The organism is Faecalibacterium sp. Marseille-Q0746 (assembly GCF_017377595.1).
Lineage (GTDB): Bacteria > Bacillota > Clostridia > Oscillospirales > Ruminococcaceae > Faecalibacterium > Faecalibacterium duncaniae.
The window spans coordinates 29,257-52,826 of sequence record NZ_JAFREI010000013.1 but is presented as its reverse complement, the minus strand read 5'-3'; the positions used below and the strand labels follow the sequence as shown (position 1 = coordinate 52,826).

Genomic DNA, 23,570 nt, shown 5'->3' with positions numbered 1-23,570 from the left:
GGCGTGCTGTTTTTTCTGGTTCTATGGTTATCTGTCCCACTTGTCGCACAGGGCGTTGATCTGGTCGGCAAACTTGGCAAGATCCTTGTTGGCCCCGCCCTCGTTGTGCTCGATGACGCGGAGCAGCCGCTTGCCGGCGCTGACCAGCCGCTGGAACACCGTTGCGGCGCGGGACGCGCCCTCGCTGGGCTTGTGCTCCAGCCGGACACGGGAGCCTTCCTGCAGGCAGACCGCACCCTCGGCCCCAATGGCCCACTGCTCTCCATTATATGGCGCACAGGCGGTAAAGCCCTGTTCGGTCAGGGTCTGGGCAAAGATGTTCTCCACCTCGTCCTCGCCATGGATGACGAACACCCGCTTGGGTTTGGGGCTGAACGCGTTCACCCAGGCCAGCAGGCCCTCGCGGTCGGCATGGCCCGAAAGGCCCGTCAGCTGACAGATCTCTGCCTGCACGTCGATGGTCTCACCGAACAGCTTGACATTGACGGCACCATCGATCAGGGTGCGGCCCAGCGTTCCCACGGCCTGATAGCCCACAAAAAGGATCGTGCACTCCGGCCTCCACAGATTGTGCTTGAGGTGGTGGCGAATGCGGCCTGCCTCGCACATGCCGCTGGCCGAGATGATGACCTTGGGCACCCGGTCGGCGTTGATCATCCGGGACTCATCGCTGGTCACGCTGACCTGCAGCCCCGGGAACTGGATGGGATCGATGCCCTGGGCCAGCAGCGCCCGGGTATCCTCGTCAAAGCAGTCGGGGTCGGTATCTTTGAAGATGCGGGTCGCCTCAATGGCAAGGGGGCTGTCGATGTAGACCGGAAAATTGCCGTGGCCGGTGACCAGTCCCTCTTTTTTGATCTCACGGATAAAGTAGAGCAGCTCCTGGGTACGGCCCACCGCAAAGCTGGGGATGACCACATTGCCGCCCCGGTCAAAGGTGCGCTGCAGGATCCTGCTCAGCTCCCCCACATAGTCCGGACGGGGACCGTGGCTGCGGTCGCCATACGTAGACTCCATAAACACATAGTCCGCGTCCCGGATCGTTGTCGGGTCCTTGATGATGGGCTGATGCTGGTTGCCGATGTCTCCGGAAAAGACCAGCTTGGTGGTGGTGCCGCTCTCAGTGACCCAGATCTCGATGCTGGAAGAGCCCAGCAGATGGCCCACATCGATGAAGCGGAGGACAAGGCCCGGGGCCAGTTCGATCTTAGTGTTATACTCCATGCCCCGGAACAGCTGCATGGCCGCCTCGGCATCCTGCACGGTGTACATCGGCTCCACCGGCTCGGCACCGGCACGCTTCGCCTTGCGGTTCTTCCACTCAGCTTCAAACTCCTGAATGTGGGCAGAGTCCCGCAGCATGATGCTGCACAGCTGGGTCGTGGGCTTGGTGGCATAGATCCTGCCCCGGAAGCCGTTGCGCACCAGCAGCGGCAGCTGGCCTGTGTGGTCGATATGCGCATGGGTCACCAGCACGCCGTCAATTTCACCCGGTGCCACAGGAAAGGGCTGGTTCTCGTAAACATCCTTCCCCTGCTCCATGCCGCAGTCGATGAGGTAGCGCTGCCCAGCTGCTTCCAGCAGGGTGCAGCTGCCCGTGACCTCGTGGTTGGCTCCCAAAAATGTGAGCTTCATAGATACACCTCCCAGTTCGGTTTTGCACCCTTAGTATAGCATAACTCGCCGCGTCCATCTGCCCAAATCGTGTAAAGAGTTATCGGGCAAAGCGCCGAAATTTTGAAAAAGTTTTTATACAATCTTGACAAACCACCCCCAATTGAGATAAACTTTATTCGTATGACGTAACTTCTACAGAGATTCAAAATAGAGAGGTAGTTATTTATGGTTCGTAACGATTTGCGCAACGTCGCCATTATCGCTCACGTCGACCACGGCAAGACCACGCTGGTGGATGCCATGCTGCGTCAGAGCGGCGCTTTCCGCGACAATCAGGTCGTGGCAGAGCGTGTCATGGACAGCGGCGATATCGAACGTGAGCGCGGTATCACCATTCTGGCCAAGAACTGCTCCTGCACCTACAAGGGTGTCAAGATCAACATCGTTGATACCCCGGGCCACGCCGACTTTGGCGGCGAGGTTGAGCGCGTGCTGAAGATGGTCAACGGCGTGCTGCTGCTGGTGGACGCTGCTGAGGGCTGCATGCCCCAGACCCGTTTTGTTCTGCAGAAGGCTCTGCAGCAGAACCTGAGCCTGGTGGTTGCCATCAACAAGATCGACCGCCCCGATGCCCGCATCAAGGAAGTCATCGATGAGGTGCTTTACCTGCTGATGGATCTGGGCGCTTCCGATGAGCAGCTGGAATGTCCCATCCTGTTCTGCTGCGGCCGTCAGGGCACCGCAAGCCTGGACCCCGATGTGCCCGGCACCGACCTGATCCCCCTGTTCGATACCCTGCTGGACACCATCCAGCCTCCTCAGGGCGATCCCGAGGCTCCCTTCCAGATGCTGGTCTCCTCTGTTGACTACAACGAGTTCGTTGGCCGCATCGGCATTGGCCGCATCCAGAACGGCGTTGCCAAGGTCGGCGAGGAAGTGGTCGTGTGCGACTGGCACAACCCCGACCTGAAGATGCGCGGCCGCCTGACCAAGCTGTACGATTTCCAGGCCAATGGCCGCCAGCCCTGCGACAACATCACCGCAGGCGATATCGTTGCATTCTCCGGCCTGCCCGATGTCACCATCGGCAACACGCTGTGTGCTCCCTCTCAGGTTGAGCCGCTGCCCTTCGTGAAGATCAACGATCCCACCGTGGAGATGACCTTCTCCGTCAACGACAGCCCCCTGGCCGGCCGTGAGGGCAAGTACGTCACCAGCCGCCAGATCCGTGACCGCCTGCAGAAAGAGCTGCTGAAGGATGTTGCTCTGAAGGTGGAGGATTCTCCCACCACCGATTCCTTCCGCGTCATGGGCCGTGGTGAGATGCACCTGTCCATCCTGATCGAGACCATGCGCCGTGAAGGCTACGAGCTGCAGGTCTCTCCCCCGCACGTTCTGACCAAGGTCATCGACGGCAAGACCTACGAGCCCATGGAGCACGTTGTCATCGACGTTCCCACCCAGTATCAGGGTGCTGTGATGACCGGCCTGGGCCAGCGCAAAGCCGTCCTGCAGCAGATGGAGTCTCTGGGCACTGACCGTGTCCGCCTGGAGTTCCGGATGCCCAGCCGCGGCCTGTTCGGCTACCGCAACCAGTTCCTGACCGATACCCACGGCGAGGGCATCCTCAACCAGATCTTTGATGGCTATGATGTCTGGGCCGGTATGATTGCCAATCGTTCCACCGGTTCTCTGGTCAGCTTTGAGACCGGCGATGCCGTTGCCTACGGCCTGTACAACGCGCAGCAGCGCGGCACCCTGCTGGTGGGCGCTGGCGAAAAGGTCTACGAGGGCATGGTCATCGGCTACACCGCTTCCGGCGAGGATGTGGATGTCAACGTCTGCAAGACCAAGCACCTGACCAATACCCGCGCTTCCGGTTCCGATGACGCTCTGCGCCTGATCCCCGTCAGCAAGCTGAGCCTGGAGGGCTGCCTGGAGTTCCTGGCACAGGATGAGCTGCTGGAGGTCACCCCTGAGAATCTGCGCATCCGCAAGCAGATCCTGAACCACGACCAGCGCATGAAGGCAAAGAGCAAGCTGAAGTAAGCTGCTTCCCTTCCCGATCAACATAAAAAACGGCATCGCAAACCGATCGGTCTGCGATGCCGTTTTTGTGTTTCGCTCCTTATTCAGCGCTGTATGCGCTGCCCATAGTCCAGGAGTTGGAAGCCGAATACTTTGCGTGGTTGCGCAGGTAGGTGACCCAGGCACCATAGCCGTTTCCGGCCGAGAAGTGGACTCCATCCGGAGCCGCCAGCATCTCCTTCAGATTCCCGTTCTCATCGGCAAAGGTCTCCCACAGGTCAAGGTAGACACAGCCCTTGTCTGCAGCCAGCTTTGCCAGCTGCTCGTTCACCGAGCGCAGGACATCGGAGGCAAGACCGGGCTTTTCCGCAGCGGCCTGGGGCCGCACCGGCGGGATGGACTGGACATAGATGACGCAGCCGGGCAGGGCCTGCCTGAGCTGATCCAGCATCTGGCCATAGTAGGCCAGAAAGCGGTCTGCCGCCCCCAGCGTGGTCAGCGTGTTGGTGCCCAGCAGGATATAGAGCTTTTTCGGCTGAGCCGCTGTCAGCACATCCATTGCCACCTCTGAACCGCGCACGCTGCTCTTGACCGCGCTGCGGTTCACGATGGCATCGGGGCCCACACCGGTATAGCCGCAGATGAGCGCCCCGCCTAGGTTGATGCTGTAATCGGAAAAGCCCACGGTCAGGCTGTCGCCCAGCAGGGCCGCGTCCGAAAAGTAACTCAGATCCACCTGCCCACAGCTGGGCTGACGGATCACGCTGCTGTCATACGCCTTGATCTGATAGGCCCCCGCTGCCTGCCGGGCGGGGCCGAACTGTTCCAGCGTGACAGCCGCCGCATCGTCGGCTCCACTGCCTTCCCCTGCCGTACCGCCGGTGCTGTCTGCCGCAGAGGCTCCCGTATCTCCCTGCATGGGCAGCGGAGCCAGGATATTGGCCGCTGTGCCCGCCGCCGGGCTTTGCTGGACAGCCTCGCTCTGCTTTTCGCCATTTTCCAGAATGGCCGTGACGGCCAGCGACAGCAGCAGGATTGCTGCAATGACCCCCGCCAGCCGCAGGCCGGTGCCTGCCTTGCTGCGCCGTCTCCGGCCATGGGTGGAATGATATTCGTGTGAGATCCCCATTCTCTTTCCCGCCTTTCCCTGTTTTCTTTTCTCTATCATTACGGTCAGTATCCCCGAAAAAATGCAGAGTTTGCATTCTGCACTCCGACCGACCCTGTGTTTTTGTAGGATACGCCAAATATTGTATCATAATTTTTTTGCCCGTGCAACCAATCAGGTCTTGCATACAACAGAGAAATGGTTTACAATAGTATTGTTGCAGGAATTGCACAGTTTTCATTGAATCAGATGCACATCCTGCATTCTTTTTGTACGACTTGCGGCGCGCATCCGCAATCTCCTTCCCCGGGCAGTGCAGGGCTTTGGGAGGACACAGAAGGACTTGCCGCGCTTTGCAGGACGTGAAATGTTGTTCTTTTGGATAAGGAGGACGTATGTCAAAAAATGTCATCATCGGCCAGAGCGGCGGCCCTACCGCCGTTATCAATTCCAGCCTGGCAGGCGTATACAAAGCTGCCTGCAGTCTGGGAGCCGATAAGGTCTACGGAATGAAGTACGGCATCGAGGGCCTTTTAAAGGAAGAGATGCTGGAACTGAATGTTCTGCTGGATGACCGCATGAGCATCGAACTGCTCAAGCGCACCCCGTCCAGCTATCTGGGCAGCTGCCGCTACAAGCTGCCGGACCCGGACGTGGACTCTACCCCGTTCATCAAGCTGTTCACCCTGTTTGACAAGTACGATATCTGTGCTCTGTTCTACATCGGCGGCAACGACTCGATGGACACCATTGCAAAGCTCTCCCGTTACGGTGCCCAGGTGGGCAGCAGCGTCCGGTTCATCGGTGTGCCCAAGACCATCGACAACGACCTCTGCCTGACCGACCACACCCCTGGCTACGGCTCTGCCGCCAAGTACATTGCCACCATCCTGAAGGAGGTCATCCGTGACTCCTCCGTTTACAACATCCGCAGCGTGACGGTGGCCGAGATCATGGGCCGCCACGCAGGCTGGCTGGCCGGTGCGGCCTGTCTGGCCGGCGGCGATGACTGCGAAGGCCCCGACCTCATTCTGCTGCCCGAAGTGCCCTTTGACCCGGACAGGTTCCTGACCCGGGTGGACGAGCTGCAGCGGGTCAAACCCAATGTCATCATTGCAGCCAGCGAGGGCGTTAAGACAGCCGACGGCACCTATCTGTGCGATCTGGTCTCCACCGCCGGGCAGCTGGATGCCTTTGGCCACAAGGCCATCCTCAGCGGCACCAGCCGGTACCTTTCCGATCTCATCCACGACAATCTGAACTGCAAGAGCCGTGCCATTGAGTTCTCGACCTTGCAGCGTTGCGCCAGCCATCTGGCCAGCCGCACCGATGTGAACGAGGCCTATGCCGTGGGCGGCGCTGCCGCTTCCGCTGCCTTTGCGGGCGAGACCGGGCGGATGATCTCGCTCAAGCGCATTTCCGATTACCCCTACCAGTGCATCACCGAGTCCGTGGATGTCCAGCAGGTGGCAAACCTGGAGAAAAAGGTGCCGCTGGACTGGATCACCCCGGACGGAATGCAGGTGACGGCGGCATTTGAGGAGTATGCCCGCCCGCTCATCCTGGACGAAGTGACACCGGTCTACGTCAACGGCACCCCGCGCCATATCTGCCTGTAAGTTTCATTTGCGCGTTTCCTCCCCCCTCGTAGTCTGTTTTCGTGCTCCTGCACGATAATATAAAAGCCGAAACAGAAGAAAAGGAGAAATCATCATGGGTAAAAATGCAATCGTTGGTCAGTCTGGCGGCCCTACCTCCGTCATCAATGCAAGTCTGGCAGGTGTATTCGAGAGCTGCAAGAGCCGCGGCGCTGAGATCGTTTACGGCATGTGCAACGGCGTTGCCGGTCTGCTGGAGGAGCGCGTGGTGGATCTTTCCACCGTGCTGACCGATGACCTGGATATCGAGCTGCTCAAGCGCACCCCGTCCAGCTTCCTGGGCAGCTGCCGCTATAAGCTGCCCGATTGGCACGATGACGAGACCGTTTACAAGAAGCTGTTCGCCATCCTGGAAAAGCTGAACATTGGCTACTTCTTCTACATTGGCGGCAACGACTCCATGGATACCATCGGCAAGCTGGCTGAATACGGCAACCGCATCCAGAGCGACATCCGCTTCATGGGCGTTCCCAAGACCATCGACAACGACCTGATGGTGACCGACCATACCCCCGGCTACGGCTCTGCGGCAAAGTACATCGGTGTGGTGATGAAGGAGATCATCCGCGATGCCACCGTTTACGGCACCAATTATGTCACCGTGGTCGAGATCATGGGCCGCAACGCCGGCTGGCTGACCGCTGCTGCCTCTCTGGCCAAGAGCGATGACTGCGAGGGCGTGGATATGATCTGCCTGCCCGAAGTCCCCTTCAACGTGGAGCACTTCATTGAGAAGGTCCGCGCCATGCAGGAGAAGAAGCCCAGCATCGTGATCGCTGTTTCCGAGGGTGTCAAGCTCGAGGACGGCCGTTACGTCTGTGAGCTGGCCGACGATGTGCACGCAGTGGACGCTTTCGGCCACAAGGCACTGACCGGCACCGCCCGCTATCTGGCGAATGTGGTCGCACGTAATCTGGACACCAAGACCCGCTGCATCGAGCTGTCTACCCTGCAGCGCTGCGCCGGTCACCTGACCAGCCGCACCGATATCACCGAGGCTTACCAGGTGGGCGGCGCTGCTGCCAAGGCTGCCTTTGAGGGTGTCACCGGTCAGATGGTCGCCCTGAAGCGCATCTCCAACAGCCCCTATCAGTACATCACCGAGCTGCACCCCATCAGTGAAGTTGCAAACCTCGAGAAGAAGGTTCCCCTGAGCTGGATGAACGAGAATCACACCCAGATGACCGAGGAATTCCTCGAGTATGCCCGCCCGCTGATCCAGGCTGAGCTGACTCCGCTGTACATTGCAGGTCTGCCCCACCATATCTACATGAAAAAGTAATTTCTCCTTTGAATCCTTCTAAGGCATAGCAAAACTCCCGCCCGGATGCGCTCCGGGCGGGAGTTTTTTGCTGTGTGGCTTATGAATTACTGTTTGCCCAGCTGCCAGAACGCCACGGCACTGGCGGCGGCAACATTCAGGGAATCGACCCCGTGGGACATGGGGATCTTGACCGTATAATCGCAGGATGCGATGGTGGTATGGGAAAGGCCGTCTCCCTCCGTGCCCAGCACAATGGCAAGCTTCGGCTCCCGGGCAAGGGCTTCGTCATCGATGCTGACCGAACGGTCACTCAAGGCCATGGCAGCCGTCTTGAAGCCCAGGGCATTCAGCTGAGCAAGCCCCTTTTCGGGCCAATCGGCGGGCGTTTCGCCGATCTGCGCCCAGGGTACCTGAAACACCGTGCCCATACTCACGCGCACGGCCCGGCGGCAGAGCGGGTCACAGCAGGAGGGATTGACGAGAACAGCGTCCATGTTCAGCGCTGCCGCGCTGCGGAAGATGGCACCCACGTTGGTGGAATCCACAATGCCCTCCAGCACGGCCACCCGCCGGGCATTCCGGCAAAGCTCCTCCACGGTGCGGGGCTTCGGACGTTGAAAGGCGCAGAGCACACCCCGGGTCAGCTCGTAGCCTGTCAGTGCAGCCAACAGCTCCCGGTCAGCAGTATAAATGGGTGCATCCCCGCAGCGGGTCAGGATCTCCGCCGCAGGGCCGGTGATCTGCCTGCGCTCCATCAGCAGGGAGACCGGCACAAAGCCTGCATCCAGTGCCCGGGAGATCACCTTGGGGCTCTCGGCAATGAAGATGCCTTTTTCGGGTTCCAGCCGACTGCGCAGCTGGTTCTGCGTCAAGCGGGCGTAGGGGTCCAGCTCCGGCGCGTGAAAATCCGTGATCTCGATGATATTGGGCATGGGGGGATTCTCCTTTTTCTGTATGAATGGTCTTATTGTAGCACAACCCGGATGCAATTGCAAAAAACATGGCAGGCATATTCGCTTTACATAGTCAAAACCGCTAAAAATCACCTTTTGTTTTTGACAAATCCGTCAACCCGCGTTATAGTATAGGGGTAACAAATCAGAGGGGGAATTTGCATGAATTCCAAGAAAAAGCGCCGCGGCCAGATGTCGGAAGCGTTCTGCACGGCAATGTTCCTTTCACTGTCCGGCGGCCTGCAGGACGTATACACCTATCTGTTCCGGGGCAAGGTGTTTGCCAACGCCCAGACCGGCAACATCGTGCTGATGGCTGTCCATGCCTTTGCCGGGGAGTGGGGGCGTGTGCTGCATTATCTTGTGCCCCTGTGCTTCTTTGCGCTGGGCGTGTTCGCGGCAGAGCTGATGCACCAGAAGCTGCAGAATCTGCAGCGGCTCCATTGGCGGCAGCTGGTGGTGCTATGTGAGATCGTGATGCTGTTCGTGGTGGGCTTTTTCCCGCAGGAGTGGAATCTTATGGCCAATGCACTGGTCTCGTTTGCCTGTGCGATGCAGGTGCAGACCTTCCGCAAGGTGAACGGTTATGCCTTTGCCAGCACCATGTGCATCGGCAACATGCGCAGCGGCATGGACTCCCTCTGCAGCTGGGTGCTCAACCGCAATCCTGCCGCCCTGAAAAAATCCTTCTATTACTGGGGCATCATCCTCCTGTTTGCGCTGGGCGCGGGCCTGGGCAGCCTGACGCTGGATCTCTGCGGCGCAAAGGCCATCTGGTTCTCCTGCCTGCTGCTGGCCGTCAGCTTCTGCCTGATGTTCCTGAAAGAAGATGTGGAAGAGATCAAAGAAGATCTCGAAGCACTGGAAGCAAAACATTAAATCAAGGAGTTTCCCTCAGTTTCACGCTGTTTACCGCCATGCCAAAGGCTCCCCTGGTAGGGGAGCTGGCGAGCGCCAGCGAGACTGAGGGTTTATTTTTTTCCGGATCTATCCAACACTTCCCCGGTCTCCTTCGTCTTACAGGCAGAACGACGCAATGAAAGGAGGAAGCCCCATGTGGGAGCTGCTGTACGAGACCTTCTGGGACAGGCTGGAACACTTCTGTTGCAATCTCTGCCGGGACGAAGCCCGGGCGGAGGATCTGACCCAGGAAGTCTTTCTGCGGGCACTGCAGAACCGGAGCCTTATCAACAGCTTTACGGAACGGCAGTGCAAGGCCTGGCTGTTTACCACCGCACGGAACCTCTACTGTGACCAGCTCCGCCGGACGGCAAAGGAGGAGCAGCTGCTCAGCACCTTTTTCCCGGAAGAGGACAGTGCTGAACCGGATTCCGCACTGGACACGGTGGAAGCCGCCAGTCTGCTGGCTCTGCTCACCCCGGAAGAACGGCGGCTGTTCACCCTGCGCTATACAGCGGGCTACAATGCCAGTGAGATCGGTCAGCTGCTCTGTCTCCCGCCCGGCACGGTCCGCAGCCGCCTTGCCCAGATACGCCATCGCCTCAAAACTGAACTTACGGAGGATTAAATGATGAAAAAGAACCTGAATGTGGACGCTATGATCCTGGACCTGCGCAATGTACAGGAGGATTTTCTTGACCGCTATGAGCAGATCAAGCTGGACTGCATGATCGCGCTGACCTCGCCCCGGGTGCAGGCGCTCCTGAGCCAGCACAACATTTCTCTGGATTCGATGCTCTGCAAAAATGTCCCGGAGGAGGTCTCGGTGGGTGTGGTCAATGGCAAGGTCACGCTGAGCTCTGCCAGCCAGACCGCCGCCGGGCAGGTACTGGTGGTCAACGGCAAGCTGATGATCAACCCGGATGCTGCGGAGGTTTTACAGAAGTACGCCTGCATTCTGGTCAACGGTATGATCTACTGCCCGCAGTGCCTCTCGGCAGTGGTATCCGCCCGCTGCATCCTGAACGGAAAGCTGGCGGTCTACCCCGATGATGCAGTGCTCCTGCCGGGAAGCTCCATCAAGCTGGACAACACCTTCCTGCTGCGGGCACAAAGCCGCCTGTACTGGAATGAACATCGCTTCCTGGCGGTTGACCCCAGACTCGACACTGCCGCACTGGCCGCAAAGGGCTGCAGCTTTTCCGCTCCAAAGGCCATCCTGTGCGCAAGCCTTGCGCCCGTTCTGGCCCCGCTCTTCCCGGATTCCACCGAGCTGATCATCGTGCCGGACGGCACCGCCGTGGTGGAGGACGACCTGGAACTGACCGCCTCTTCCCTGCGTCGGTATGGCACCCGTCTCTATGTGCTGGGTGATGCTGTCATCCCCGCAGAGAGCGCAGATCTGCTGGCTCAGATCAAATTCCTGCATGTTACCGGTGAAGTAGAGCTGCCTGATGCTCTGGAAGCGGCCTTCTTTGCCATCCCTGAGCTGGAATGCGGCAAAGTAGTCCACGAGGACGCTCTGCCCAAGCAGACCCGCGCCAAAGCAAAGGATGAGGAGCCCGATCCGGATACCGTGACCCTCAGCGGCATCCAGCTGACCCTGTAATCCGCACTGTTCCTCCCTGCCCCGCTCTTTCCGGCAAAAGCTTTCTGCTGGAAGGAGCGGGACTTTTGTTGATTTTTATTGCACCCGCTCCTCTGATATGATATACTGTTTTTGTATTGTGTAATTACCCGGGCACACTTCCGCTGTGGAACCCGCTGCCCGGGCAGGATATGGGAACCGAAATCAGGAAGAGGAGCAACGAATGAAAAAAGGATTTGACAACGACAAATACCTGCAGATGCAGTCGGAGCACATCCGGGAGCGGATCGCGCAGTTCGACAACAAGCTGTATCTGGAATTCGGCGGCAAGCTGTTCGATGACTACCACGCCTCCCGCGTGCTGCCCGGCTTCCAGCCCGATTCCAAGCTGCAGATGCTGCTGCAGCTGAAGGATCAGGCCGAGGTCGTTATCGTCATCAACGCTGAGGACATCGTCAGCAGCAAGGTGCGCGGTGACTATGGCATTACCTATGATCTGGACGTTCTGCGTCTCATCGATGCATTCCAGGAGCGCGGCCTGTTTGTGGGCAGCGTATGCGTGACCATGTACACCGCTGCCCCCGAGGTGGAAGCCTTTGAGAAGCGGCTGAACAGCCTGGGCATCCGCACCTTCCGGCACTATAAGATCCCCGGCTACCCCAACGACGTTGCCCGCATCGTGAGTGACGAGGGCTATGGCCGCAACGAGTACATTGAGACCCAGCGCCCGCTGGTGGTCATCACGGCTCCCGGCCCCGGCAGCGGCAAGATGGCCACCTGCCTGTCCCAGCTGTACCACGAATACAAGCGGGGCGTAAAGGCCGGTTATGCCAAGTTTGAGACCTTCCCCATCTGGAACATCCCCCTGAAGCACCCGGTCAACCTGGCTTACGAGGCTGCCACCGCCGACCTGAACGATGTGAACATGATCGACCCGTTCCATCTGGAGGCCTATGGCAAGACCGCGGTCAACTACAACCGCGACATTGAGATCTTTCCCGTGGTCAATGCCATGTTTGAGCTGATTGCAGGCAAGAGCCCCTACCACTCCCCCACCGACATGGGCGTGAATATGGCAGGCAACTGCATTGTGGATGACGCGGCCTGCTGCGAAGCTTCCCGCAACGAGATCGTCCGCCGCTACTTCAAGGCCCTGTGCGACCTCAAGAACGGCGCACAGATCCAGAGCGAAGTCTACAAGCTGGAGCTGCTGATGAATCAGGCCGGACTGACCCTGGGCAGCCGCCCGGTGGAGCAGGCCGCCCATGCAGTCTCTGAAAAGACCGGCGGTGCCCCCGCCGCTGCCATCGAGCTGCCGGACGGCACCGTTGTCACCGGCAAGACCGGCCCCCTGCTGGGTGCCGCTTCCTCCGCTCTGCTCAATGCGCTGAAAAAGCTGGCCGGCATCGACCAGGAGCTTGACCTCGTTTCTGCCGCCGCCATCGAGCCCATCCAGACCCTCAAGACCAACTATCTGGGCAGCAAGAACCCCCGCCTGCACACCGACGAGATCCTGATCGCCCTGTCCAGCTCGGCCGCGCAGAATCCCACTGCTGCAGCCGCCCTCAAGCAGCTCTCCCACCTGAAGGGCTGCGATATGCACTCCACCGTCATCCTATCCAGCGTGGATATGGATACCGTGAAGAAGCTGGGCATGTATCTGACCTGCGAGCCCACCTATGAGGAAGCAGACCGGATGTATCACAAGAAGTAAAAAATAATGACCCTCTCTGTCATTGCCTTGCACTGCCGTCTTTCCCCAAGGGCTAGGCGGCCGCATCTGCGCGACGGAGAGGGTCATTTTTATTTCCGGGTCTGTTCCCAGTAGGCTCCCATGCTCTGGCCGGGCTGGTCGGTGACATCATCGTTCAGATAGTCTGCAAGACCAAAGGCTTCCGGCTTCCAGCTGCGGGCGGCATCCACGGTGGGGTATTCCACCTCAGCGTACCAGAACGCAGTGGGCTGGCCCTCATCCACATGGTTCACCTCCAGCACAAGGCCATCGGGCAGGGCGTAGCTTCTGCGGATCTTCCCGATCAGGGGCTTACCGATGATCTTTGTTTCCAGTTCATCAAACAGTTTCTTGTCGATGGGGCGCTCGATCTCTTCCCGTGCAAGCCCGCTTCCGGACTTGAAGCAGAGGATATAGGCCGTCTCGCCGCCTTTGAGTGCCTCCTCCCGGATGCGCACGGTGGGCCGCACGCTGATATATCCCTGCCGCATGGCAAACTCTTCCTTGAGCGGCAGAGCCGGGAGGTTTCCGCCCTCCGGCCAGCCGTTCACCATCCATTTGCGTTCGATCTCCATGACGTTTTCCTCGTTTCTGTGTTTTTGTATTTATTCTAGCACGTTTTTATGTTAGAATAAATATCAGTAAGAAATTTTAGCATCCTCACCCTCTCAGTCAATGCCTGACGGCATTGCCAGCTCCCCCAAAGGGGGAGCCAAGAGCCGCTCTGTATTCAAGCTTGATGAGACTGAATCGAAAATCGCCAAAGGCTCTCCCTTTGGGAGAGCTGGCGAGCGGAGCGAGACTGAGAGGGCGAGCCAGTTATAACAGGAGCAACTATGAAATCTTCTCGCAATTACCCCGTTTACACCGTCAACAAACACGCCGAGGGCCTGCTGGTGGGCGGCCACCCCTGGGTGTACGAAAACGACATCCTGGGTTCCCCGGAAGCAGAGCCTGAAAACGGCACGCTGGTCGATGTGGTCAGCACAAAGGGTGCCTATCTTGGCACCGGTTTTCTCTCGCTGAAAAGCAAGATCCGGGTGCGGCTCATCTCCCGCAACGCCAACGACACCTTTGATGCCGCTTTCTGGAAGCGCCGTGTCGAATACGCCTGGGCCTACCGCAAGACCGTGCTGGAGCCCGCCGACCTGACCGCCTGCCGTGTCATCTTTGGCGAGGCTGACCAGTTCCCGGGCCTGACTGTGGACCGGTTCAATAATATCCTTGTCACCCAGACCCTGAGCGTGGGCATGGAAAAGCTCAAGCCCATCCTCTTCCCCCTGCTGGCAGAAGTCCTGCGCGCTGACGGCCAGACCATTGACGGCATCTACGAGCGCAACGACGAGGCCCTACGGGCCAAGGAGGGTCTGGCACAGAACAAGGGCTGGTTTGACCTGCCCGGCGAGACGCACCCCGACAGCACCCAGACTGAGATCTGCGAGAACGGCGTGTTCTACCACGTTGATTTTGAGAACGGCCAGAAGACCGGCTTTTTCCTCGACCAGAAATACAACCGCCGGGCCGTGGCCCGCATTGCTGCCGGTCACACTGTGCTGGACTGCTTTACCCACACCGGCAGCTTTGCGCTGAACGCCGCCAAGGGCGGGGCTGCCCGGGTCACTGCCGCTGACATCAGCGCCGAGGCCATTGCCATGGCCCAGCGGAACGCCCAGCGCAACAACCTGACCAACATGGATTTTCTCTGCGAGGACACCTTTGAGCTGCTGCCCCGGCTGGAAAAGGAGGGCCACCCCTACGACTTTATCATCCTTGACCCGCCGGCCTTCACCAAGGCCCGCCGCACGGTGGAGAACGCCATGCGCGGCTATAAGGAGATCAACTACCGCGCCATGAAGCTGCTGCCCCGGGGCGGCTATCTGGCCACAGCCAGCTGCTCCCACTTTGCCACCGAGGAGCTGTTCATCAAAATGCTGCACGCCGCCGCAAAGGATGCCCACCGGCAGCTGCGGCAGATCGAGGTGCGCCAGCAGGCACCGGATCACCCCATCCTGTGGGGCGTGCCCGAGACCAATTACCTGAAGTTCTTCCTGTTCCAGGTGATCTAAAAGTAATACCAAATACGATATCTCCCAAAAAAACGAGAACGTGTTTGTGCAGAATCGTCAGTTTTGTCAATTGCCTTTTGAGCCGTTCCGGGATATAATCAAACCATAGACAGCAACGGCGCTGTGGGTCACCTCCTGACTCGCAGCGCCGTTTTTGTTAAAAAGCTTTTCGCTGTTTCCGGGCCGCAGTTCGGCGGCGGGAGACAGTTTCGGAAGGGACAGACATAAGATCAAGTAAGGAGTAGGATTTATGGCAGCAAATGTTATGGAAATCTACGGCAGCAAGGTCTTTAACGAGCATGTAATGAAGGAGCGCCTGCCGAGCGCTACTTACAAGAGCCTGGAGCGCACCCTGCACAAGGGCGCACCCCTGGATATCGAGGTGGCAAACGTTGTGGCCAGCGTGATGAAGCGCTGGGCCATGGAGCTGGGTGCCACCCACTACACCCACTGGTTCCAGCCGTTGACCGGCATCACCAGTGAGAAGCACGACGGCTTTGTGAGCCCCGTGGGCGACGGCACCGCCATCATGGAGTTCTCCGGCAAGGAGCTGGTGCGCGGCGAGCCCGATGCTTCCTCCTTCCCCTCCGGCGGCCTGCGTGCCACCTGCGAGGCCCGCGGCTACACCGCATGGGACCCCACCAGCTACGCTTTCGTGAAGGATGACGTGCTGTGCATCCCCACCGCTTTCGTCAGCTACACCGGCGAGGCACTGGACAAAAAGACCCCCCTGCTGCGCTCCATGAACGCACTGTCCGGTCAGGCCATCCGCATCCTGAAGCTGTTTGGCAAGGATGTTGATTACGTCTCCACCACCGTCGGCCCCGAGCAGGAGTACTTCCTTGTCAAGAAGGAGGATTACGAGGCACGTCAGGATCTGATCCTCACCGGCCGCACCCTGTTCGGCGCTCCCTCTGCCAAGGGTCAGGAGCTGGAGGAGCATTACTTCGGTGTCATCCGTCCCGAGGTCTCCGCATTTATGAAGGAGCTGGACGAGGAGCTGTGGAAGCTGGGCGTTCCTGCCAAGACCAAGCACAACGAAGTGGCTCCCTGCCAGCATGAGCTGGCCCCCATCTTCGACACCACCAATGTTGCCATTGACCACAACCTGCTGACCATGGAGATGATGAAGAAGATCGCTCCCAAGTACGGTCTGGTCTGCCTGCAGCACGAGAAGCCCTTTGAGGGTGTGAACGGCAGCGGCAAGCACAACAACTGGTCCATGTCCACCACCCACGAGAACCTGCTGGACCCGGGCGACACGCCCATGGAGAACCTGCAGTTCCTGGTATTCCTGGCCGCTGTCATCAAGGCAGTGGACGAGTACGCCGATCTGCTGCGCACCTCCGTTGCCACCCCGGGCAATGATCACCGTCTGGGTGCCAACGAGGCTCCCCCGGCCATCATCTCGATCTTTGTGGGCGAGGAGCTGGAAGCTGTCATCGATGCCATTGCATCTGATTCTCCTTATGCCGGCCCCGTCAAGATGAAGATGGATCTGGGCGTGGATGTCCTGCCCAAGTTCAGCAAGGACACCACCGACCGCAACCGCACCTCTCCCTTCGCTTTCACCGGCAACAAGTTCGAGTTCCGTATGCCCGGTTCTGCTGAGAACCTGAGCGATGCCAACACCATCCTGAACACTGCTGTTGCCAAGGAGCTGAAGGGCTACGCCGACGAGCTGGAGGGCGCTGAGGACTTTACCAGCGCTGCCATTGCTCTGATCAAGCGCACCATCCGTGACCACCGCCGTGTCATTTTCAACGGCAACGGCTACACTGCCGAGTGGGAAGAGGAAGCAGCACGCCGCGGCCTGCCCAACAAGAAGAACACGCCCGCTGCTCTGCCCGCACTGATCGACCCGAAGAACATCCAGCTGATGGAGGATTTCGGTGTTCTGACCAAGATCGAGATGGAGAGCCGTTACGAGGTCGAGATGGAGCACTACTCCAAGATCATCAACATCGAGGCTCTGACCATGCTGGAGATGGCACGCAAGCAGCTGCTGCCCGCCATCAACGCCTACATGAGCGAGGTTGCCAACACCGCTGCATCCAAGCTGGCCGTCAGCGAGGCCATCAGCGTGCGCAGCGAGACCAAGACCCTCACCCGCCTGTCCACCGATGCCGATGCCATGAGCGATGCCATCGATGCCCTGCAGGCTGCCGTGGATACCGCTGAGGCCATGACCGATGAGAGTGCCAAGGCTGTCTCCTTCCACGATGACGTTCTGCCCAGGATGGATGCTCTGCGCGCCGCTGCTGACGATGCCGAGACCATCTGCGGTGAGGACTACTGGCCTCTGCCCAGCTACAGCAAGATGCTCTACTACGTCTGATCTTTCTGACATAGCTTGATAAGCATCGCTGGGTTGTTGGATTTTTAAGCCATTCCCCTTTTCCTATTTCTTACACCAGCCTAAAGACCTGCTTTGCGCATACGAAGCAGGCCTTTAGGCGTTTTTTAAGGACGCAAGCTGATTTTTCCAGTTTTGCACTGATGTGCCCATTTGCCGCACTCTGCGGCTCGGAGGGAACCACTATGAGCTATAATACCCAACAGGACATCCTTGATTTTGTGGAGGACAACAACGTCAAATTCGTCCGCTTTGCCTTCTGCGATATCTTTGGCACCCAGAAAAACATCGCCGTGCTTGCCAGCGACCTGCCCAAGGCCATGGAGGATGGTGTCTGCTTTGACGGCAGCTCCATTGCCGGTTTTATGAAGGTGGAGGAGAGCGATCTTGTGCTCCGGCCCGATCTTTCCACCGTGACCATCCTGCCCTGGCGGCCCACCGAAGGCCGGGTGATGCAGTTCTTCTGTGACGTGGAAAAGCCGGACGGCGCTGCCTTTGGCGGCAACTGCCGTGGCTTCCTGCGCCAGATGAGCCGCAGCTTCCGCAAACTGGGGCTGACCTGCAACGTGGGGGCTGAGTGCGAGTTCTACCTGTTTGAGAATGACGACCGGGGCCGCCCCACCCGCATCCCCATCGACTTTGGCGGCTACTTTGATGTAGCCCCGCTGGATGCAGGTGAGAACCTGCGCCGGGACATCTGCCTGACCATGGAGCAGATGGGCATGAGCCCCCAGCACAGCCATCACGAGAGCGGCCACGGTCAGAACGAGATCGACTGCCACTACGCCGGCCCCCTGAAAACAGCCGACCATGTGATGATGTTCAAGCAGATCGTGCGGGCTGTTGCCATGCGCAACGGCATCCACGCCAGCTTCCTGCCCAAGCCCCTGCCGGATCAGGCAGGCAGCGGCCTGCACATCAACCTTTCGCTCTGCATGGACGGCCGCAATCTGTTTGAGGGCGACATTGCCCCGGACAGCATTGCAGGCAGCTTTATGGCGGGTGTTCTGGCCCACAGCCGGGAGCTGACCGTGTTCACCAATCCCCTGCCCAACAGCTACCAGCGCTTTGGCTGTGACGAGGCCCCCCGCTATGTGAGCTGGAGCCGCCAGAACCGCAGCCAGCTTGTGCGCATCCCGCAGGTCAAGGGCAACAACTGCCGCATGGAACTGCGCAGCCCTGACCCTGCCTGCAATCCCTATCTGGCCGTGGGTCTGGTGCTGGCCGCCGGTCTGGATGGCATCGAGCACCGGATGGTGCTACAGGCCCCCATCAACAAGAACCTGTTCGATCCCACCGAGGCCGCAGGTCTTGGGCTGGAAAGACTGCCTTCCACGCTGGAGGAGGCCGTGCAGGCCGCGCAGGAGAGCGAATTTCTGCACCGCGTGCTGCCGGAAGAGCTTTCGCATCGGTACTATGAGGAAGAACTGAAGCGCTGTGCCGCCCTGAAAGCTGCCGCCGACCCGGCAGAGTACGAGCGGGTGCACTACTTCAACGCCATCTGAACCGCTTTTGAGGGAAAGTACGAAGGGGCAATGATCCGGCCCCTTGCCTGGATGTAAGAGAAAGGAGCGATTCAAATGGGACGTGCTCTGATCGTGAGCGCCGGAGCAAGCTCCAACGAGTACATCTCCGCGCGGCTGGCAGAGCTGGGATACACCCGGCCTACGATCATCCCCAGTGGTGCCGAGGCCCGGCGCAGGATGCTGGAATCCGATTTTGAGCTGATCGTGGTCAACGCGCCTTTGCCGGACGAGTTCGGCCACGAGCTGTGTTCCTCTGCCGTAGAAAAAACAGACGCAGGCGTGGTGCTGCTGGCCAAGGCCGCCGCCGCCGAGCAGCTGCTGGCCCCCATGAGTGAGCAGGGGGTGCTGCTGCTGAGCAAGCCGTTCTCCAACACGCTGTTCCTGCAGGCCATCCATCTGGCCGCGGCCAGCAACCACCGCCTGCAGCTGCTCCGGCAGGAAAACGCCCGGATGCAGGAAAAGATCGCACAGGTACGGCTGGTCAGCCATGCAAAATGCTGTCTGGTGGAGCGGGAGCAGATGAGCGAGGATGCCGCCCACCGCTACATTGAAAAGCGCGCCATGGACACCCGGCGCAGCCGTGCAGAAATTGCACAGGAAATCCTTGATTCTTACGAGGATTAGGATTATAATCTGGTGTTGTATGTTTTGTTCCGGATGCGGTCGCATCCGTACTGGGAAAGAATGATCTCTGAAAGATAAATTAGAGGAGGACTGAACAAATGGCAAAATTCATCTTTGTGACCGGCGGTGTTGTCTCCGGTCTGGGCAAGGGCATCACGGCGGCTTCTCTGGGCCGCCTGCTCAAGTGCCGCGGACTGAAGGTCGCCAGCCAGAAGCTGGACCCCTATGTGAACGTGGACCCGGGTACCATGAGCCCCCTGCAGCACGGTGAGGTGTTCGTGACCGATGACGGCACTGAGACCGACCTTGATCTGGGTCACTATGAGCGATTCATCGACGAAAATCTGAACAAGTACTCCAACCTGACCACCGGCAAGGTGTACTGGAACGTGCTGAACAAGGAGCGCCAGGGCGCTTATCTGGGTCAGACCGTCCAGATCATCCCCCACATCACCAACGAGATCAAGAATTACATCTACAACATGGCATCCTCTACCGATGCCGATGTGGTCATTACCGAGATCGGCGGCACCACCGGCGATATTGAGAGCCAGCCCTTCCTGGAGGCCATCCGTCAGGTGGGCCTGGAGCAGGGCCGCGACAACTGCTGCTACATCCATGTTGTGCTGGTGCCCTATATCTCCGGCTCCGACGAGTACAAGTCCAAGCCGGCCCAGCATTCCGTCAAGGAGCTGCAGGGCATGGGCGTGAACCCCGATATCATCATCCTGCGTGCCGACGGCAGCGTGGGCGGCGATATCCGCCGCAAGATCAGCACCTTCTGCAATGTCAAGCCTGAGTGCGTTATTGAGAACCTGACCATGCCCAGCCTGTACCAGTGCCCGCTGATGCTCCACACCAACGGTCTGGATGATGTGGTGGTGGAAAAGCTCAAGCTGGACGTGCCCCCCGCCGACCTGACCGAGTGGAAGGGTGTGGTCTCCCGCATTGCCACCCGCAGCAAGACCTGCACCATTGCGCTGGTGGGCAAGTACGTCAAGCTGCACGACGCTTATCTTTCCGTGATGGAGAGCCTGTACCACGCCGGTTTTGAGAACGACAGTCAGGTAGACATCAAGTGGGTGGAGAGCGAAGACCTGATTGATCAGGATGCCTGCAAAGAAGTGTTTGCTGACGTGGACGGCATCATCGTGCCCGGCGGCTTTGGTGACCGCGGCATCGAGGGCATGATCCAGGCTGCACAGTATGCCCGTGAGAACCAGATCCCCTACTTTGGCATCTGCCTGGGAATGCAGATCATGGTGATGGAGTTCGCACGCGGCGTGCTGGGCTATGCCGATGCCAATTCCAGCGAGTTCACCCCCGATGGTGCCCACAATGTCATTGCCCTGATGGCCGACCAGCAGGGCAACATCCCCAAGGGCGGCACCATGCGTCTGGGCAAGTACCCCTGCACCGTCAAGCCCGGCACCAAGATGGCCGAGTGCTACGGCGAGGCTGAGATCTGGGAGCGTCACCGCCACCGCTACGAGTTCAACAACGAGTTCCGTCAGGAAATGGAGGATGCCGGGCTGGTCATTTCCGGCACCAGCCCTGACGGCCGTCTGGTGGAGACCGTGGAGCTGCCCGGCCGTGACTTCCATCTGGGTGCACAGTTCCACCCCGAGTTCAAGAGCCGTCCCAACCGCGCTCATCCCCTGTTCAAGGGCTTTATCGCCGCCGCACTCAAATTCCGCATCCATGCACAGCGCGGCATGATGCACGTCTGACCTTCTCAGGCGTTTCGTTCCAGTTCTCCTCGTAGGAGAGGCCTGTAAGATCGCAACAAAAAAGCAGCTGCACTCCGTGTTTTTACGGAATGCAGCTGCTTTTGCTTGTATTACTTACTTTTTAGCGGCAGCGGCCTTTTTGCGGGCGGCGCGGCTGGTCTTTTTGGCGGCGGGCTTCTTTGTGAGAGCCTTGGCAGCGGGAGCAGCGGCCTTGACAGGCTCCGCCTTCACCTCTTCGGCCTTAACAGGCTCAGCGGGCTTCTCCTCAGCCTTTGCAGGCTCCTCCACGGGCTTTTCCTCCACAACGGGCTCTTCCTTGACCTCCGGCTTTGCCTCCTCTGCAGGAGCGCTCTCGACCACAGGTGCAGCCTCTGCAACGGGCTCCTCTGCCTTCTTGGCAGGGGCACGCTTTGCACGATCCTTCACCTCGGAAATGGTCCACAGCTGGTCATCGCCTGCGGCCTCCTGCCAGATCTGCAGGATGGCACCATCGTTGGCACCCATGCCCACGGTATCGATGCACTTGCCGCTGGCCCAGGAAGAGCGCAGACGGACGGTGCCGGCGGGGGTGGGCTCCACGGTCCACATCTGAGAGGTGCCGCCCACATCCTCCCACAGGTGCAGCCAGGTGCCATTGGCGGTGCCGGTCATCATCAGGTCGATCAGCTTGCCGGATGCGCGGTTGCGGATGCGGTACACGCCGTCACCCTCGCGCACAAAGGCCCACTCCTGCTCGGGCTTGTGCTCGTACTTGCCCAGGCGGATATCGCCGCCGTTGGTGGCCTTCTCCACGGCCTGAATGACACTGCCGCCCTTGGCAGCGATGGTATAGAAGCGATCTGCCTCGATCACGGTCTGCGCTACAGTTTTCATGTAAATCCCTCCAAGTTTGTTTCTTTTGAGCCAATCATTTTCGTTTTACAGGTAAATTATACCACCTGCTGTTATTTTTTACAAGGATTTCGCCATTTCTTTAGCACTATTCACAAAAGGGCCCCGCTTTTCAGCCCGTTTTGCACCGTTTGCGAAAACTTTTCGCCCCGTTTCTCCCCATAAAGCAGCAGCACCCCGCCATTTCTGGTGAGGTGCTGCTGTCGTTTTGGAAAATATCAAAAAGGTTCTGGCAGAGCTCCCTTACTGCTTTGCCTGACTGGGATGCGGCTGCACAGGCATTTTGGTGAACAGCGCTTTCAGGACCAGCGGAGTGGCCACACTGGACACGACGATGAGCAGGATGACGGCGGTGAAGTAGACGGAATCCACCACGCCGATGTCCAGACCCTTCTGGGCCACGATCAGGGCCACCTCGCCGCGGGTCATCATGCCAACACCCACCTTGAGGGAATCACCCCAGCTGAACCTGCAAATCTTGGCCGCCAGCCCGCAGCCGATGATCTTGGTGATCAGGGCCACCACCACGAAGCACACGCTGAACAGCAGGATCTCCGGGGTCAGGCCGCTGATATCGGTTTTCAGGCCGATGCTGGCGAAGAAGATGGGAGCAAACAGCACATAGTTGCTGATATCCACCCGGCGCTCCACATAGGGGGCATCCTCCAGAGTGCACAGGACAATGCCCGCGATGTAGGCACCTGTGATGTCTGCAATGCCGAAGTAGGCCTCGGCAATGTAAGCCATGACAAAGCAGAACGCCATACTGACGATGGTGATGCGCTGGGTGTGGGGGTTGCGCTTGTCCAGCCACTTCATGGCGAAATGGGCAATGAGGCCCACGCCGATGGCGGTAGCGAAGAACAGCACGGTGTTCATCAGCACCTTACCCAGCCCTGTACCGGTGCCGGAGCTTGCTCCCAGCACACAGGTCAGCACCACGATGCCGATGACATCATCGATAACGGCGGCACTGACGATGGTGGTGCCAAGGAAGCTCTTCAGGTGGCCCAGCTCCTGCAAGGTAGCCACGGTGATGGACACGCTGGTGGCGGTCATAATGGTACCGATGAAGAGGGCACGGTAAAACTCCTGGCTGCCCAGCGCTGAGAAGCCGTAAAATAGACTATAAAGGAGCGTGCCCCCTGCCAGCGGCACCGCCACGCCCACACAGGCGATCAGGGTGGCGATGGGGCCTGCCTTGATCAGCTCCTTCAGGTTGGTGCCAAGGCCCGTGGAGAACATCAGCAGCACCACGCCGATCTCTGCGAAGATCGAGATGGTATCGCTGATATGCACAAGGTTCAGCAGACAGGGCCCGATGATCAGGCCCGCGATGATCTCGCCCACCACCTGCGGCGCTTTGAACTTGCGGGCCACCAGCCCGAAGAACTTGGCACTGAGGATGATGATAGCAAGGTTCCGAAAAACAGAATACATAAATTTACCTTCCTCCGTTTTATTTCATTGAATAGGGCTGTCGGCCGCGCCCGACCCCCTATTTTTTTATTATATCGCCGCTCAGAACC

Annotated in this window: 18 protein-coding genes; 12 read left to right on the top strand and 6 right to left on the bottom strand. The window is 59.1% G+C overall.

The features are described from left to right. Positions 1-27: 27 nt before the first annotated feature. Positions 28-1,635, bottom strand: coding sequence for an MBL fold metallo-hydrolase RNA specificity domain-containing protein (locus tag J3351_RS08750; protein ID WP_207697554.1), 1,608 nt, complete (start codon positions 1,633-1,635; stop codon positions 28-30). Between the two features lie 207 nt (positions 1,636-1,842). Between J3351_RS08750 and typA the strand changes: the two genes are divergently transcribed. Continuing rightward, complete coding sequence (typA, locus tag J3351_RS08745) at positions 1,843-3,666, top strand: translational GTPase TypA (protein WP_207697553.1); 1,824 nt, start codon at positions 1,843-1,845, stop codon at positions 3,664-3,666. Between the two features lie 79 nt (positions 3,667-3,745). Here typA and J3351_RS08740 read toward each other — a convergent pair whose 3' ends face one another. Beyond that, complete coding sequence (locus J3351_RS08740; RefSeq protein ID WP_227622070.1) at positions 3,746-4,774, bottom strand: GDSL-type esterase/lipase family protein; 1,029 nt, start codon at positions 4,772-4,774, stop codon at positions 3,746-3,748. A gap of 374 nt (positions 4,775-5,148) precedes the next feature. Between J3351_RS08740 and J3351_RS08735 the strand changes: the two genes are divergently transcribed. Next, positions 5,149-6,372, top strand: a complete 1,224-nt coding sequence (locus tag J3351_RS08735) for a 6-phosphofructokinase (protein ID WP_005934476.1) — start codon at positions 5,149-5,151, stop codon at positions 6,370-6,372. A 94-nt stretch (positions 6,373-6,466) separates the two neighbouring features. Further along, positions 6,467-7,693, top strand: coding sequence for a 6-phosphofructokinase (locus J3351_RS08730; protein WP_097771220.1), 1,227 nt, complete (start codon positions 6,467-6,469; stop codon positions 7,691-7,693). 86 nt (positions 7,694-7,779) lie between these two features. On the opposite strand, the gene J3351_RS08725 is transcribed toward J3351_RS08730, so the two are convergent. Continuing rightward, the gene (locus J3351_RS08725) at positions 7,780-8,607 is read right to left on the bottom strand and encodes an RNA methyltransferase (protein WP_005934478.1); all 828 of its coding nucleotides are present in this window, start codon (positions 8,605-8,607) and stop codon (positions 7,780-7,782) included. Between the two features lie 183 nt (positions 8,608-8,790). Here J3351_RS08725 and J3351_RS08720 point away from each other — a divergent pair, with 183 nt between their 5' ends. The 4 genes from J3351_RS08720 (at position 8,791) to J3351_RS08705 (ending at position 12,830) form a co-directional block, all read left to right on the top strand. After that, positions 8,791-9,507, top strand: a complete 717-nt coding sequence (locus tag J3351_RS08720; RefSeq protein ID WP_098922213.1) for a YoaK family protein — start codon at positions 8,791-8,793, stop codon at positions 9,505-9,507. 175 nt (positions 9,508-9,682) lie between these two features. Next, the gene (locus J3351_RS08715) at positions 9,683-10,156 is read left to right on the top strand and encodes an RNA polymerase sigma factor (RefSeq protein ID WP_207697551.1); all 474 of its coding nucleotides are present in this window, start codon (positions 9,683-9,685) and stop codon (positions 10,154-10,156) included. Then, positions 10,157-11,137 (top strand): hypothetical protein, encoded by a 981-nt coding sequence (locus tag J3351_RS08710; protein WP_207697550.1) that lies wholly within the window; start codon positions 10,157-10,159, stop codon positions 11,135-11,137. It abuts the gene before it with no gap. 202 nt (positions 11,138-11,339) lie between these two features. Beyond that, positions 11,340-12,830 (top strand): DUF1846 domain-containing protein, encoded by a 1,491-nt coding sequence (locus J3351_RS08705; RefSeq protein ID WP_098922210.1) that lies wholly within the window; start codon positions 11,340-11,342, stop codon positions 12,828-12,830. An 89-nt stretch (positions 12,831-12,919) separates the two neighbouring features. On the opposite strand, the gene J3351_RS08700 is transcribed toward J3351_RS08705, so the two are convergent. Further along, complete coding sequence (locus tag J3351_RS08700; RefSeq protein WP_207697549.1) at positions 12,920-13,423, bottom strand: CYTH domain-containing protein; 504 nt, start codon at positions 13,421-13,423, stop codon at positions 12,920-12,922. Positions 13,424-13,684: 261 nt separating this feature from the next. On the opposite strand from J3351_RS08700, the gene J3351_RS08695 reads away from it, so the two are divergent. From J3351_RS08695 to J3351_RS08675, 5 genes are all read left to right on the top strand, one after another. After that, entirely contained in the window at positions 13,685-14,914 is a 1,230-nt protein-coding gene (locus J3351_RS08695; RefSeq protein ID WP_207697548.1) for a class I SAM-dependent rRNA methyltransferase, read from the top strand. A 250-nt stretch (positions 14,915-15,164) separates the two neighbouring features. Continuing rightward, positions 15,165-17,252 (top strand): glutamine synthetase III, encoded by a 2,088-nt coding sequence (locus J3351_RS08690; RefSeq protein ID WP_207697547.1) that lies wholly within the window; start codon positions 15,165-15,167, stop codon positions 17,250-17,252. A 203-nt stretch (positions 17,253-17,455) separates the two neighbouring features. Beyond that, positions 17,456-18,775, top strand: coding sequence for a glutamine synthetase family protein (locus J3351_RS08685; protein ID WP_117534118.1), 1,320 nt, complete (start codon positions 17,456-17,458; stop codon positions 18,773-18,775). A 75-nt stretch (positions 18,776-18,850) separates the two neighbouring features. After that, a complete protein-coding gene (locus tag J3351_RS08680) occupies positions 18,851-19,420 on the top strand; it encodes an ANTAR domain-containing response regulator (RefSeq protein ID WP_097771242.1) in 570 nt (189 codons plus the stop codon). A 98-nt stretch (positions 19,421-19,518) separates the two neighbouring features. Further along, positions 19,519-21,150 (top strand): CTP synthase, encoded by a 1,632-nt coding sequence (locus J3351_RS08675; protein WP_097771883.1) that lies wholly within the window; start codon positions 19,519-19,521, stop codon positions 21,148-21,150. Between the two features lie 114 nt (positions 21,151-21,264). On the opposite strand, the gene J3351_RS08670 is transcribed toward J3351_RS08675, so the two are convergent. Together J3351_RS08670 and J3351_RS08665 are read right to left on the bottom strand one after the other, a co-directional pair. Further along, positions 21,265-22,023, bottom strand: a complete 759-nt coding sequence (locus tag J3351_RS08670; RefSeq protein WP_207697546.1) for an RICIN domain-containing protein — start codon at positions 22,021-22,023, stop codon at positions 21,265-21,267. 261 nt (positions 22,024-22,284) lie between these two features. Continuing rightward, positions 22,285-23,481 (bottom strand): cation:proton antiporter, encoded by a 1,197-nt coding sequence (locus J3351_RS08665; protein WP_207697545.1) that lies wholly within the window; start codon positions 23,479-23,481, stop codon positions 22,285-22,287. Positions 23,482-23,570: the final 89 nt, after the last annotated feature.

What these genes read in the sequence shown, in the direction of transcription:
- J3351_RS08680 (WP_097771242.1), top strand. Translation starts at nt 18,851, where the DNA reads ATGGGACGTGCTCTGATCGTGAGCGCCGGAGCAAGCTCCAACGAGTAC.
- J3351_RS08705 (WP_098922210.1), top strand. Translation starts at nt 11,340, where the DNA reads ATGAAAAAAGGATTTGACAACGACAAATACCTGCAGATGCAGTCGGAG.
- J3351_RS08670 (WP_207697546.1), bottom strand. Translation starts at nt 22,023, where the DNA reads ATGAAAACTGTAGCGCAGACCGTGATCGAGGCAGATCGCTTCTATACC.
- J3351_RS08750 (WP_207697554.1), bottom strand. Translation starts at nt 1,635, where the DNA reads ATGAAGCTCACATTTTTGGGAGCCAACCACGAGGTCACGGGCAGCTGC.
- J3351_RS08665 (WP_207697545.1), bottom strand. Translation starts at nt 23,481, where the DNA reads ATGTATTCTGTTTTTCGGAACCTTGCTATCATCATCCTCAGTGCCAAG.
- J3351_RS08690 (WP_207697547.1), top strand. Translation starts at nt 15,165, where the DNA reads ATGGCAGCAAATGTTATGGAAATCTACGGCAGCAAGGTCTTTAACGAG.
- J3351_RS08700 (WP_207697549.1), bottom strand. Translation starts at nt 13,423, where the DNA reads ATGGAGATCGAACGCAAATGGATGGTGAACGGCTGGCCGGAGGGCGGA.
- J3351_RS08710 (WP_207697550.1), top strand. Translation starts at nt 10,157, where the DNA reads ATGATGAAAAAGAACCTGAATGTGGACGCTATGATCCTGGACCTGCGC.
- J3351_RS08695 (WP_207697548.1), top strand. Translation starts at nt 13,685, where the DNA reads ATGAAATCTTCTCGCAATTACCCCGTTTACACCGTCAACAAACACGCC.
- J3351_RS08740 (WP_227622070.1), bottom strand. Translation starts at nt 4,774, where the DNA reads ATGGGGATCTCACACGAATATCATTCCACCCATGGCCGGAGACGGCGC.
- J3351_RS08675 (WP_097771883.1), top strand. Translation starts at nt 19,519, where the DNA reads ATGGCAAAATTCATCTTTGTGACCGGCGGTGTTGTCTCCGGTCTGGGC.
- J3351_RS08735 (WP_005934476.1), top strand. Translation starts at nt 5,149, where the DNA reads ATGTCAAAAAATGTCATCATCGGCCAGAGCGGCGGCCCTACCGCCGTT.
- J3351_RS08685 (WP_117534118.1), top strand. Translation starts at nt 17,456, where the DNA reads ATGAGCTATAATACCCAACAGGACATCCTTGATTTTGTGGAGGACAAC.
- J3351_RS08720 (WP_098922213.1), top strand. Translation starts at nt 8,791, where the DNA reads ATGAATTCCAAGAAAAAGCGCCGCGGCCAGATGTCGGAAGCGTTCTGC.
- J3351_RS08730 (WP_097771220.1), top strand. Translation starts at nt 6,467, where the DNA reads ATGGGTAAAAATGCAATCGTTGGTCAGTCTGGCGGCCCTACCTCCGTC.
- J3351_RS08715 (WP_207697551.1), top strand. Translation starts at nt 9,683, where the DNA reads ATGTGGGAGCTGCTGTACGAGACCTTCTGGGACAGGCTGGAACACTTC.
- J3351_RS08725 (WP_005934478.1), bottom strand. Translation starts at nt 8,607, where the DNA reads ATGCCCAATATCATCGAGATCACGGATTTTCACGCGCCGGAGCTGGAC.
- typA (WP_207697553.1), top strand. Translation starts at nt 1,843, where the DNA reads ATGGTTCGTAACGATTTGCGCAACGTCGCCATTATCGCTCACGTCGAC.